Source organism: Planococcus glaciei, from assembly GCF_900099655.1.
GTDB lineage: Bacteria > Bacillota > Bacilli > Bacillales_A > Planococcaceae > Planococcus > Planococcus glaciei.
On sequence record NZ_FNDC01000013.1, the window covers coordinates 108,566 to 120,823 of the forward strand.

The following is a 12,258-nucleotide window of genomic DNA, read 5'->3' on the forward strand; positions in this document are numbered from 1 at the left end:
AGGCTGAATCGCTCCAAAAGCCGTGCATTTTAATTGTAAGGTTTTGAAAACTTTGTTACGCTAAGAAAGTAGAACAATAGACTCAAGGAGGAATTTGATCATGGCTTATGAATTACCAGAATTACCTTACGCGTATGACGCACTTGAACCACACATCGACAAAGAAACGATGAACATCCACCACACGAAACACCACAACACGTATGTAACGAACGTAAACGCGGCATTAGAAGGCCACGAAGACCTTGCATCAAAATCAGTTGAAGAATTGATTTCTGATTTGCAGGCAGTACCGGAAGACATCCGCACAGCAGTGCGCAACAACGGCGGCGGACACGCTAACCACTCATTGTTCTGGCAATTGCTAACGCCAAACGGCACTGGCGCACCATCAGGCGAACTTGCAGAAGCAATCGATGCAAAATTCGGCAGCTTTGACGAGTTCAAGACAAAATTCGAAAACGCAGGCAAAACACGTTTCGGTTCTGGCTGGGCTTGGCTAGTCGTTAACAACGGCGAGTTGGAAGTCACTTCAACAGCTAACCAGGATTCTCCATTGATGGACGGGCAAACGCCGATCCTTGGTGTAGACGTTTGGGAGCACGCTTACTACTTGAAATACCAAAACAAACGCCCTGACTATCTTGCAGCTTTCTGGAATGTAGTCAACTGGGAAGAAGTATCAAAACGCTTCACAGCTGCTAAATAATTATCATAAATTGAAACTTTGCACACACTTTTTCGTCTGAAAAAGTGTGTGTTTTTTTTGTTTCGATGATATACTAACAAAGTAATTTTGGCGGAAGGAGTGCAAACAATGAATACCCCTCAGAAAAGACGTATTTCGCTTGCAAGGGCGAAATTGAAATCTCATACCGTCTTTCGGATGAATGTCCTCTTTTTCTCCATTTTTCTGCTGTTTTCCGTTTTGATCCTGCGCCTCGGCTACCTTCAAATTGTCAAAGGGGAAGATTTTACCCGGGCATTGGCGAGAACCGAAGAAGTGCCAGTGAATACGAGCGTGCCTAGAGGACGGATTTTTGATAGCGAAGGCCGCGTACAGGTTGACAACAACCCTGTCAATGCGATTACATATACGAAAATGCAGACCACAAAAAGAGAAGAGATGCTGACAGTGGCATCCGAATTGGCGAAATTGATCGAAAAAGAATCCGACCGGGTAACTTTGCGTGACAAGCAGGATTTCTATATTTTGCTCCATGGCGAAGAAGCGACGGCAAAAGTGACGGATGAAGAAAGAAAAGCCATTGAAAACGAAAACATCCAGGAAAAAGAAAAACAGCGCAAGCTGGATGCGCTGATCCGTGAAAAAATCACCGAAAAAGAACTGAACAGCCTGACGGCAGATGAGCTGGAGGTTCTGGCGATTTACCGGGAAATGACGTCCGGCTATGCGTTGTCTCCTCAAATTATCAAAAATGAAGGAGTCACGGATGAAGAATTTGCCCGGGTTTCAGAGCGCTTGACCGATCCGAAGCTAAAAGGGGTCAATACCGTGACCGATTGGAAACGCGTGAAATCAAGCGAATTGACGATTCTCGGCAGTACCACTACTCCGGAAAAGGGAATTCCCGCAAGCAAACTGGATTATTACCTGGCCCGCGATTATTCGCGCAATGACCGGGTAGGCACAAGTTTCCTTGAAGAACAATACGAAGAAGTGCTGCAAGGGCAAAAATCGGTTGTCAAAAACATTACCGACGGCCGGGGCAGTGTGGTGGATACTGTCCCAGTCGATGAAGGCAAACCAGGAAAAGATCTGGTGCTGACGATTGACAGTGAAATCCAGAGCGCCATGGAAAAAATCGTTGAAGACAAATTGCTGGCATTAAAACGCGGCCCCAATTCGCAGCTAGTGAAAGACGCATACCTCGTCATGATGAATCCCCAGAATGGGGAAATCATTTCGCTGGTCGGCAAGCGCATTGGCGAAGACCGGGACGGCAAAACCGTCGTCAATGATTATGCATTCGGCGCATTCACAGCGAGCCATGAGATGGGATCGACGGTGAAAGGGGCGACTTTGCTTACGGGCTATTCGCAAGATGCCGTTGAACTGAATGAAGTCATGATCGATGAACCGTTGAAATTCGCCGGAACCGCACAAAAAAATTCGATATTCAATACGCGTCTGTTCAACCGCATTCCAATGAGCGACCTGCAGGCGATCGAGCGTTCCTCGAACGTTTATATGTTTAAAATTGCCATGCGGATTGCAGGCGCTTCGTACCAGTACAACCGCGGTTTACGGGTGCCGGAAGAAAGTTTTACCACGATGCGCAAATCCTATGCCCAATTTGGCCTCGGCGTTAAAACCGGCATTGACTTGCCGAATGAGGCTACCGGCTTTGCCGGCGGAACAAAGGATGGCGGGTCTTTGCTGAACTTGGCAATCGGACAGTATGATACGTATACACCGCTGCAATTGGCACAATACATTTCAACCATTGCGAACAATGGCTACCGGATGCAGCCGCATCTTGTGAAAGAAATCCGCCAGCCGTCTACGGATGGAACGAATCTTGGCCCGATTGAAACCACTGTCGAGCCGAAGGTCCTGAACCGCATCAATAATACCCAGGAAGAAATCAACCAGGTTAAAGAAGGAATGCGGCGTGTGTATACAGGCGCCCAAGGCTCTGCTCGAGCCTATTTCCAGGATGCCCCTTACACAGCTGCCGGCAAAACGGGAACTGCAGAAGTGACGTATTACGACAAAGACCATCCGTTGAACGGAGAATCTTCCATCAATATTGCGCATATCGGATTTGCGCCATTTGAAAATCCGGAAATTGCTTATGCGGTTGTGATTCCGTACGTGACAACAAATTATAAAAATGTGCCGAAAGCAAATAACGAAATCGCCCGTGCGGCAGCAGACAAGTATTTCGAACTGACCAAATCAAGAGTGAACGATTCAACAAGTGAAATCCTGCCGCCTTATACTGCATCTGAAGTGGAAGAAGGCACAGGAGAATAAGAAACGGAAGCCATTAGCGGCTTCCGTTTTTTCTTTGGTTTTTTGTAGTGCTTAAGTTTGCCCGATTTCTTCAATTATCGAATCGAAATCAGATTGAAAGGCCTAAGGCAGCAAATCAACGAATGAAAGATACCCAGCTTACGATTACCGAAAACATTTTTTTGATAATTGCATCTGCAATTTACAATCTCTTAACAATCGCTTTATATGTCCTCAATAATCTCTCTATATAGTAATAAGAGTAAAGCAAACAAACATTAGGAGGAACTGCACAATGAGAATCTGGAAATACGCTATGGCATCAACTATTCTTGGATCGGCTTTAGTTCTTGGAGCTTGCGGAGGAGGCGCTCAAGAAGAGACGAGCTCACAAACTGCTGGGGAAGAATCGGCACAAGTTGAAGGATCGGTCTCGGGTGATGGTTCATCTACAGTCGCTCCAATCATGGAAGGCATTGTAGAAGAATATGCGGGGGCTCAGCCAAATGTCCAAGTGACAGTCGGCGTATCAGGAACCGGCGGAGGATTTGAAAAGTTCATCCAGGGAGAAACAGCGTTCTCAAATGCATCCCGTCCTATTAAAGAAGAAGAAGCAGCCAAACTTAAAGAAGCAGGCATTGATTACACAGAATTCCAATTGGCATTTGACGGGTTGACAGTGGTTGTCAGCAAAGAAAATGACTGGGTGGAAGACTTGACTGTAGAAGACCTGAAAAAACTTTGGGTGGAAGACGGCAAAACGAAAAAATGGTCCGATATCAACCCGGAATGGCCGGATGAAGAAGTTGTATTCTACTCACCTGGAACAGACTCCGGAACATTCGATTACTTTAACGAAGTCATCCTGGAAGACGAAGACTTGGTAAGTTCTGCAACTCTATCTGAAGATGACAACGTGTTGGTGCAAGGCATCCAGGCAGATCCGAATGCCATCGGATTCTTCGGCTATGCGTATTATGTAGCGAACCAGGATACATTAAAAGCAGTGAAAATCGGCGGAATTGAACCGACAAACGAAACGATCGAATCCGGGGAATATGCACCATTGTCTCGCCCGCTCTTCACATATGCCAGCAACAAAGCACTGGCAGAAGATCCGGCAGCCTACGACTTCATGAAATACACGTTGGAAAATGCTGGGGAAATGGCAGAAGCAGTTGGCTATGTAGCACTTCCTGAAGCAGATTATGAAAAAGGCTTGGCAGATCTTGAGGCATTGAAAAAATAATACACTAGTTGAAATCTGAGGGTGAGCAGCCACTGCTTGCCTTTTGCGGTTGAAAGGGGATTCCATATGCGTCCATCTGTGCAAGAAATGATCGCGCAGTCGAAAGGTAAAAAGAACAAAAAAATCATCGAGAAAATTATACCCATCATTTTGTTTTTGATTGCGTCGGTATCCGTACTGACGACAATCGGCATCGTCGTGACATTAATTGTTGAAACCATTACATTCTTCACACGGGTACCGATTACCGACTTCCTGTTCGGCACCACTTGGCTGCCGTTCTCGAATAAAGAAGCGATGTTCGGCATTTGGCCGTTAATTATCGGCACATTAAAAGTGACGCTAATCGCTACCATCGTAGCAGTGCCAATCGGCATCGGGGCAGCGATCTATTTGAGCGAGTATGCCAGTGAAACCGTCCGCCGGATCGTCAAACCGGTGCTGGAAATTTTGGCCGGGATTCCCACCATCGTTTACGGCTTTTTTGCCTTAACGTTTGTGACGCCTGTCCTGCAAAGCTTCTTTCCGGAAATCAAAATCTTCAACGCCATTTCACCAGGGATTGTAGTAGGAATCATGATCATTCCAATGATCGCTTCTTTATCTGAAGATGCGATGAGTTCGGTGCCGAAACACATTCGTGAAGGCGCACTTGCCATGGGCTCGACAAAATTTGAAGTGGCGATGAAAGTGACATTGCCGGCGGCTTTATCCGGCATTGTGGCATCTGTCGTCCTGGCCATCTCCCGGGCAATCGGGGAAACGATGATCGTATCGCTTGCGGCTGGGTCCACGCCGAAAATGGACGGGGACTTTACCGGTTCCATCCAGACAATGACTTCCTACATTGTCCAAGTTTCCAAAGGGGATGCAGGATATGGCACGACCATTTACTACTCCATCTATGCGGTCGGATTTACGCTGTTCGTCTTCACGATGGTGATGAACATCCTCGCAAGTTACGTGTCAAAACGTTTCAGAGAGGAGTATTAAGATGAAATACATTGATCAAGAATTAGTCGTTAAACGAATGAACGGCAGAAATATAGTAAATACACTTTTTAAAGGGTTATTCCTGCTTGCCACATTGGTATCGCTGTTGTTTCTGGCGATTCTTCTCTACCGGATCGGTACACAAGGGATCAGCCACTTATCATGGGATTTTCTGAACAACTTCGCTTCCCGCTTCCCGGAAAAAGCCGGCATTAAAGCGGCGCTGGTCGGTTCGTTGTGGCTGATGGCGGTAGTTGCACCGACGTCCATCATCCTCGGTGTCGGCTCAGCCATCTATTTGGAAGAATACGCGAAAAAGAACCGGATGACTGCTTTTATCCGTACCAACATTTCCAACTTGGCAGGGGTGCCGTCAGTCGTCTTCGGTTTGCTTGGATTGACCATTTTTGTCCGTGCTTTGTCTCTTGGAAATAGTGTCCTTGCTGCTGGCTTTACGATGAGCTTGCTCATTTTGCCGGTCATCATTGTCGCTGCACAAGAAAGCATACGGGCCATTCCGGGAGAACTGCGCGACGCGTCTTACGGCATGGGTGCCACGAAATGGCAGACAATCGTCAAAGTCATTTTGCCGGCAGCCATTCCAGGGATTTTGACAGGAAGCATTCTGGCATTGTCCCGGGCTATCGGAGAGACTGCACCGTTGATCGTCATCGGGATTCCGGTAATCATTCAATTCCTGCCGTCCGGCGTCATGGATACATTTACCGCATTGCCAATGCAGATCTACGATTGGTCCAGCCGCCCGCAGCAGGAATTCCAGGTTGTGGCCGCTGCAGGAATCATCGTCTTGATGGTGGTCCTCTTATTGATGAACACCGTCGCAGCCATCATCCGGAACAAATTCCAAAAACGATATTAATCTTACTCATGCGGAAGGGGATTCATTATGACAACAGTAAGCATAGCGAAAGCAAAAAAGGGGTCCAACTTGAACAAAGTGGAAAACACCAACTCGGTTTACCTGACAAAGCAGCTGAATTTATGGTACGGGGAAAAGCACGCATTGAAGAATATCGACCTTGATATTAAAGAAAACGAAGTTACAGCGATTATCGGGCCGTCCGGCTGCGGGAAATCGACGTATATCAAAACCTTGAACCGGATGGTGGAATTGGTGCCGTCGGTCAAAACTTCGGGAGAAATTCTGTATCGGGACCGCAACATCTTTGATGCGGATTACAGCGTCGAAGAATTGCGCACACGCGTCGGAATGGTCTTCCAAAAGCCGAATCCGTTCCCGAAATCGATTTATGACAATATCGCTTACGGGCCGCGCATCCACGGCATCAAAAACAAAAAGATCCTCGATGAAATTGTTGAGAAAAGTCTGCGCGGCGCCGCTATTTGGGATGAAGTGAAAGACCGCTTGACGGAAAATGCCTACAGCATTTCCGGCGGCCAGCAGCAGCGAATCTGCATCGCACGTGCACTTGCCATCGAACCGGATGTCATTTTGATGGACGAGCCGACTTCGGCGCTTGATCCGATTTCAACATTAAAGATCGAGGAATTGGTGCAGGAACTGAAACAGGATTACAGCATCATCATTGTGACCCACAATATGCAGCAGGCAGCACGCATTTCGGACAAAACCGCTTTCTTCCTAAACGGGGAAGTCATTGAATACGACCAAACGGATGCCATTTTTTCCAACCCTTCAGACAAGCGGACGGAAGATTATATTTCAGGCCGGTTCGGCTAATAGAAGGAGGAAATTAGTATGTCGGTACGCGAAAAATTTGATTACGAACTCCAATCAGCACAGGAACAGCTGATTACATTGAGCAATATGGCAGTCGACGCGTTGACGAAAGCGGTCAATGCGCTGACAGACCATGACATAGACGCTGCCCTTGAAGTGATTGAAGACGATAAAGAGATCAATCAGCTCGAAGAAGAAATAAACGACAAAGTCATTTTGCTGATTGCCAAGCAATCTCCGGTCGCAACAGATCTCAGAAGGCTCATTGTCATCATCAAAGTGGCGACGGATATGGAGCGGGTCGGCGATTATGCCGTGAATATCGCGAAAGAAACGATTCGGATCGGCAAAGAGGAATTGCTGTCGCCTATCCATGAAATCAAGCAGATGCACGCGCTTGCTACTGCGATGCTGCGGCAAGTGATTGAAGCGTTTGTTGAAGAAGACATCGTCAAAGCGAAAGAAATTGCAGAACTGGACGACCAAGTGGACAATCTGTACGGTGTCGTGATCAATAAGCTGATGAAATCCGGCGCTGAGCACCCCGATAAATTGAGCCAGATCACGCAGTTGGCATTTATTTGCCGCTACATGGAACGTTCGGCCGACCATGCCACCAATATAGCCGAACAGCTATTTTATCTGGTGCGCGGCAGCCATTACGATTTGAACAAATAAACCCGTTCTCCGGCTTAGTTTTTTGCCGGAGAATTTTTTATGGAAAGGAAATAAAAGTTAGTCGCTAGCAGTAGACTTTGCTTTGAAATATGCTATAATAATTAAGTCGTATAGATCAACCGCTTAAATAAACAAATGATCTTTGAAAGAATTAGGAGGGATACCGATGCGTGTTAACATCACTTTAGCTTGTACAGAATGTAGCGAACGTAACTACAGCACTGTTAAAAATAAGCGCAACAACCCTGAGCGTCTTGAAATGAAAAAATATTGCTCACGTGAAAAGAAAATGACTTTACACCGTGAAACGAAGTAATTCATTGACTGCCAAAACCTTAACGGGTTTTGGCTTTTTTCTTTATAGAGGACAAAATAGGAACGAATCTTTTAAACTGAAGACACAAGCTTCAGTTGCATACATAGATTTTCACTTTAGCTTTTAACAGAAGAAAGGGGACAAGCAATTGGATAAAGCGATTCAGCGCAAGCAAGTACTAGATCACCTGAACAATATGGAGAAGGCGGAACACCAGCGGAAGTCACGTCTCATTGTCGGCCGTTTGATGGAAGATCCTGTATTCCAAAAAGCTGGAACAGTCGGCGTCACCGTATCGGCATTTCCGGAAGTCGACACCCATGAACTGATCCAGGCATGCTGGAAGGCAGGGAAAAGAGTCGCTGTCCCGAAATGCTGGCGCAAGGACCGCACGATGGACTTTTATGCCCTTACGGATTTTAATCAATTGGAAACGGTTTATATGCACTTGAAAGAACCAAAAGTGGAAGAAACGGTGCGCTTGGAAGCGGAAGCCATCGATTTGCTGGTGGTTCCGGGTGTGGTGTATACAAGAGAAGGCTACCGCATCGGTTTTGGCGGAGGCTATTATGACCGCTATTTGGCAACTTATACCGGGGCGACCCAGTCGCTGGCATTTGACGTACAGCTGGCTGACCGCATATTTGTGGAGCCCCATGACATACCAGTGGATGCGATTCATACAGAAAGCGAATCGATCGCGACAGGGAAGGTGAGCAGATGAAGACTTTATACGACGTCATGCAGCTGCTGAAGCGCTACGGCACCATTATCTATACAGGCGATCCGATTGCGGACCTTGAGCTCATGGAGGAAGAAATACGTGAGCTATACCGGCTGCAATTCATCAGTGCCAAAGAATACTCGACCGCAATACTCATTTTGCGCCAGAAAAAACGCCAATAAATGCAAAATAAATTAAAATAGGAAACTTAAAAACGTTTGAAGCGTATCAGAAGGGGTATCATTTATGTTGAGCCATTATTAATGTTATGACAATTCTGTCTACTTTCGTGAAGCTTATGTTAAGCTTTGTTGAGATTCGAACTTAAAAAGGAGGCTGCAGGGGATGTGGAAGAAAGAATGGCCGAAACATTCTGTTCTTGCGATTGCCATCATCGCTACCTGGTTAAAGACCTATCTAACCTATAAAACCAGTTTTTCGATATCGATAGACAATGTGTTGCAGGAATTCATTTTGTTCATTAATCCATTGAGCATGCTGTTGTTTGTTTACGGGATTGCGCTGTTCTTTAAAAGTGAGAAAGCCAGAAACCGTTATATCCTCGCTATTGCACTTATTTCTTCTTTTATATTATACGCAAATGTGGCTTTTTACCGCTTTTTCAGTGACTTTATCACACTCCCGGTCCTGTTTCAGACAGATAATTTCGGGGACTTGGGATCGAGCGCTTCCGAAAGCGTTTTTATTACCGACCTTATCTATTTTACAGATGTCATCCTGATCCTGCTGGCGATGAAGTTTATCCGCATCATTCCAGCTTCCAGCTTGAATCTCGCGGTTCAGCGAAAAGCGTACTTCATCATCTCGGCCGCTGTCCTGTTCTTTAATTTGGGATTGGCCGAAATGGAACGTCCGCAATTGTTGACGCGCGGCTTTGACCGGGAAATGCTCGTCAAAAACATCGGCATGTACAACTACCATTTATACGATATGTATGTGCAGTCGAAATCACAGGCGCAGCGAGCCCTTGCAAACGGCTCCGAACTGGTCGAAGTGAACAACTACATCCGCGCCAATCAGCCGGACCCGTCAAAGGATATGTTTGGCGCAGCCGAAGGGCGGAACTTGATCGTCGTGACACTGGAATCTTTGCAGTCGTTCACGATTAATGGAGAAATGGGCGGCGAACCGATTACGCCTTTCCTCAGCGAACTGACAAAAGATGAAGACACCATCTACTTCCCGAACTTTTATCATCAAACTGGACTAGGCAAAACCTCCGATTCTGAGTTCCTGGTGGAAAATTCGCTGTATCCGTTAAGCGGAGGGGCGGTTTTCTTTACGCACAGCGGCAACACCTTCAACTCGATGTCGGAAAGCCTGGGGAACAAGGGATACCATACCTCTGTCCAGCACGCCAACACAAAAAGCTTCTGGAACCGGGACATTATGTATCAGTCATTGGGGATTGACCAGTTTTTCGACATCGAGAGCTATACGATCGGCGAAGGAGACGCCGTCAACTGGGGAATGAAAGACATCCCATTCATGGAACAGTCGGTTGAACATATGGCCGATTTGCCGCAGCCTTTCTATACGCGCCTGCTTACCTTGACCAATCACCATCCTTTCTATTTGGATGAGGAAGACAAATTGATCGATGAATTTGATTCCAATTCAGGAACCGTCAACCGCTACTTCCAGACTGCCCGCTATTTGGATGAGTCCGTTAAAGTCCTGTTTGAGGAATTGAAAGAACAAGGGCTTTATGAAAATTCCGTCATAGTGATGTACGGCGACCATTACGGCATTTCTGAAAACCACAACGAAGCGATGGCGCAATATCTTGGAAAAGAAATTACGCCTTACGAATCCGCGCAGCTGCAGAAAGTTCCATTCTTTGTCCATATCCCTGGATTTGGGGAAGGCTATGTCGACGAAGAAATCGGCGGACAAATCGATATCCGGCCAACAGTGATGCATTTGCTTGGGGTTGACTCTGAACAAGACATTCAGTTTGGCGGGGATTTGTTCTCTGAAGAACATGAAGAGTTTGTCGCCTTCCGCGACGGCCGTTTCATCACCGACAAGCATGTCTATGCAGGCAATGTCTGCTACGACATCGAGACAGGCATCGAGACGGACAAAGCGGCCTGTGAACCTTCCATCGAGCCTGCAATGACCGAACTGGAGTATTCCGAGTCGATCATCAATGGAGACCTGCTGCGGTTCTATGATGAAAAGAACGGCCAATTGATTCTGTCGGAGGATGAATTGAAAAAACTCGAAAAAGAACAGCAGCGGCTTAAAGAGGATACGCAAAATTAAATCAAAAAAGGTTCCGGGATATTTTCCGGAACCTTTTTTGTTGGGCATAAAGAAAAAAACTGATGCATGGAAGCATCAGTTTTTTTAAAGATTAGTGCAGGCTTGGTGGGTAACCTTGGAAAATGATTGTCGCTACTGTGAAAGCACCGAAAATCACAAACGTACCGAAGTTAAAAAGAAATCCTAAAATTTGTTTGTTTTTAATGGTTTGCACAGAGCCTACTGCCGCTAAAATAGCAATAAGACCAAAAATAACCATAAGCAAGTTCATCTATGACACTCCCTTCAACTTTAACAGCCAGTGCCGTCGCGTTCTCTTTTATTGTAAAGAATTTGGCTAAGTTTGTCGAGCGCTAAAAATGTCATTCCGTTGAACAGTTGGAATGCTATAATTTAAATGAGGTGAACAAAATGCTGAAAATCAACCAAATGGAGCTGGGCCCCGTCCAGACGAATTGCTATATCATAGCGAACGACCAAAAAGAATGCCTGATTTTTGATCCGGGCGAAGAAAGCGGCAAGATTGTGTCTTTCCTGAAATCCAAACAATTGAAGCCGCTGGCCATCCTGTTAACCCATGCACATTTTGACCATGTTGGGGCAATCGACGACTTGCGGGAAATCTATGCCATTCCGGTCTATTTGCACCGCTTGGAAAAAGATTGGCTAAGCCGCCCGAATTTGAACGGCTCCGGCAAATACAGCATGCTTCCGGATTACCGGATGAAAGAAGCGGATGTTTTGCTGGACCAGGAAAATGTACTTGAAATCAGTTCGTTTAAAATGGACATATTCCATACACCGGGGCATTCACCGGGAAGCGTCACTTTTTCATTCGGCGATGAAGGCTTCGCGATTGTGGGCGATACCTTGTTCCGCGGCAGCATCGGCCGTACCGATTTGATCGACGGATCTGAGAAAAAATTATTGCAGTCCATCCGCGAATCCTTGCTGACGCTTCCGGAGCATATGATTCTTTACCCTGGGCACGGGCCGGAAACGACCCCTGAAATTGAAAAAGCGAGCAACCCGTTTTTGAAGGCGTAGCAAGCAAATAAAAAAGCGGCCACGAAGGCCGCTTTTTCTCAGAGAGTCGAGAAAGCCTGACATTCTTAACCATTCCACTTCAGGTGGACACTTTTCGCGGGCTCGCGCCGAGCCGCTTCGTCGCTTTGCGACTCCAGGGTCTCGACGGCTTCGCTATCCCGCTGAAAAGGCGTTGGCCGAAGCCTGCGAGGGCAAGCCTTTGCGACGAAGCTAGCGCAGCGATGCAGGAGCAGTGGTTTTTCGCCGCCTTCCGCTTCAT

13 protein-coding genes are annotated in these 12,258 nt (G+C 46.6%); 12 read left to right on the forward strand and 1 reads right to left on the reverse strand.

Translation table 11 applies throughout. The features are described 5' to 3' along the window. Nucleotides 1-100 precede the first annotated feature (100 nt). From BLQ32_RS15315 to BLQ32_RS15365, 11 genes are all read left to right on the forward strand, one after another. Nucleotides 101-709, forward strand: a complete 609-nt coding sequence (locus BLQ32_RS15315; protein ID WP_036809395.1) for a superoxide dismutase — start codon at nt 101-103, stop codon at nt 707-709. A 108-nt stretch (nt 710-817) separates the two neighbouring features. Continuing rightward, nucleotides 818-3,001 (forward strand): peptidoglycan D,D-transpeptidase FtsI family protein, encoded by a 2,184-nt coding sequence (locus tag BLQ32_RS15320; RefSeq protein WP_074510994.1) that lies wholly within the window; start codon nt 818-820, stop codon nt 2,999-3,001. A gap of 274 nt (nt 3,002-3,275) precedes the next feature. Then, on the forward strand, nt 3,276-4,229 hold the full coding sequence (locus BLQ32_RS15325) for a PstS family phosphate ABC transporter substrate-binding protein (RefSeq protein WP_074510995.1): 954 nt from the start codon (nt 3,276-3,278) through the stop codon (nt 4,227-4,229). Nucleotides 4,230-4,295: 66 nt separating this feature from the next. Beyond that, on the forward strand, nt 4,296-5,222 hold the full coding sequence (gene pstC, locus BLQ32_RS15330; protein WP_074510996.1) for a phosphate ABC transporter permease subunit PstC: 927 nt from the start codon (nt 4,296-4,298) through the stop codon (nt 5,220-5,222). A gap of 1 nt (nt 5,223) precedes the next feature. Next, nucleotides 5,224-6,102: a phosphate ABC transporter permease PstA gene (pstA, locus tag BLQ32_RS15335; protein ID WP_074510997.1), complete on the forward strand. Its 879-nt coding sequence runs from the start codon at nt 5,224-5,226 to the stop codon at nt 6,100-6,102. Between the two features lie 27 nt (nt 6,103-6,129). Next, nucleotides 6,130-6,945 (forward strand): phosphate ABC transporter ATP-binding protein PstB, encoded by an 816-nt coding sequence (gene pstB / locus BLQ32_RS15340; protein WP_074510998.1) that lies wholly within the window; start codon nt 6,130-6,132, stop codon nt 6,943-6,945. An 18-nt stretch (nt 6,946-6,963) separates the two neighbouring features. Continuing rightward, complete coding sequence (gene phoU / locus BLQ32_RS15345; RefSeq protein ID WP_036809378.1) at nt 6,964-7,623, forward strand: phosphate signaling complex protein PhoU; 660 nt, start codon at nt 6,964-6,966, stop codon at nt 7,621-7,623. A gap of 166 nt (nt 7,624-7,789) precedes the next feature. Next, nucleotides 7,790-7,939 (forward strand): 50S ribosomal protein L33, encoded by a 150-nt coding sequence (rpmG, locus tag BLQ32_RS15350; RefSeq protein ID WP_036809376.1) that lies wholly within the window; start codon nt 7,790-7,792, stop codon nt 7,937-7,939. Nucleotides 7,940-8,087: 148 nt separating this feature from the next. After that, complete coding sequence (locus BLQ32_RS15355) at nt 8,088-8,663, forward strand: 5-formyltetrahydrofolate cyclo-ligase (protein WP_074510999.1); 576 nt, start codon at nt 8,088-8,090, stop codon at nt 8,661-8,663. Further along, nucleotides 8,660-8,845 (forward strand): YqgQ family protein, encoded by a 186-nt coding sequence (locus BLQ32_RS15360; protein ID WP_036809371.1) that lies wholly within the window; start codon nt 8,660-8,662, stop codon nt 8,843-8,845. Before BLQ32_RS15355 ends, BLQ32_RS15360 begins: the two co-directional genes overlap by 4 nt. 163 nt (nt 8,846-9,008) lie before the next feature. Further along, the gene (locus BLQ32_RS15365; protein WP_074511000.1) at nt 9,009-10,952 is read left to right on the forward strand and encodes an LTA synthase family protein; all 1,944 of its coding nucleotides are present in this window, start codon (nt 9,009-9,011) and stop codon (nt 10,950-10,952) included. 91 nt (nt 10,953-11,043) lie between these two features. Here BLQ32_RS15365 and BLQ32_RS15370 read toward each other — a convergent pair whose 3' ends face one another. Further along, the gene (locus BLQ32_RS15370; protein WP_036809368.1) at nt 11,044-11,223 is read right to left on the reverse strand and encodes a DUF2759 domain-containing protein; all 180 of its coding nucleotides are present in this window, start codon (nt 11,221-11,223) and stop codon (nt 11,044-11,046) included. A 140-nt stretch (nt 11,224-11,363) separates the two neighbouring features. On the opposite strand from BLQ32_RS15370, the gene BLQ32_RS15375 reads away from it, so the two are divergent. Further along, nucleotides 11,364-11,999, forward strand: coding sequence for an MBL fold metallo-hydrolase (locus BLQ32_RS15375; RefSeq protein ID WP_074511001.1), 636 nt, complete (start codon nt 11,364-11,366; stop codon nt 11,997-11,999). The last annotated feature ends 259 nt before the right edge of the window (nt 12,000-12,258 follow it).

Excerpts from the sequence above, each read along its gene's own strand:
- BLQ32_RS15360 (WP_036809371.1), top strand. The coding sequence starts at position 8,660 with ATGAAGACTTTATACGACGTCATGCAGCTGCTGAAGCGCTACGGCACC.
- BLQ32_RS15320 (WP_074510994.1), top strand. The coding sequence starts at position 818 with ATGAATACCCCTCAGAAAAGACGTATTTCGCTTGCAAGGGCGAAATTG.
- rpmG (WP_036809376.1), top strand. The coding sequence starts at position 7,790 with ATGCGTGTTAACATCACTTTAGCTTGTACAGAATGTAGCGAACGTAAC.
- phoU (WP_036809378.1), top strand. The coding sequence starts at position 6,964 with ATGTCGGTACGCGAAAAATTTGATTACGAACTCCAATCAGCACAGGAA.
- BLQ32_RS15375 (WP_074511001.1), top strand. The coding sequence starts at position 11,364 with ATGCTGAAAATCAACCAAATGGAGCTGGGCCCCGTCCAGACGAATTGC.
- BLQ32_RS15370 (WP_036809368.1), bottom strand. The coding sequence starts at position 11,223 with ATGAACTTGCTTATGGTTATTTTTGGTCTTATTGCTATTTTAGCGGCA.
- BLQ32_RS15365 (WP_074511000.1), top strand. The coding sequence starts at position 9,009 with ATGTGGAAGAAAGAATGGCCGAAACATTCTGTTCTTGCGATTGCCATC.
- pstB (WP_074510998.1), top strand. The coding sequence starts at position 6,130 with ATGACAACAGTAAGCATAGCGAAAGCAAAAAAGGGGTCCAACTTGAAC.
- pstA (WP_074510997.1), top strand. The coding sequence starts at position 5,224 with ATGAAATACATTGATCAAGAATTAGTCGTTAAACGAATGAACGGCAGA.
- BLQ32_RS15315 (WP_036809395.1), top strand. The coding sequence starts at position 101 with ATGGCTTATGAATTACCAGAATTACCTTACGCGTATGACGCACTTGAA.
- pstC (WP_074510996.1), top strand. The coding sequence starts at position 4,296 with ATGCGTCCATCTGTGCAAGAAATGATCGCGCAGTCGAAAGGTAAAAAG.
- BLQ32_RS15325 (WP_074510995.1), top strand. The coding sequence starts at position 3,276 with ATGAGAATCTGGAAATACGCTATGGCATCAACTATTCTTGGATCGGCT.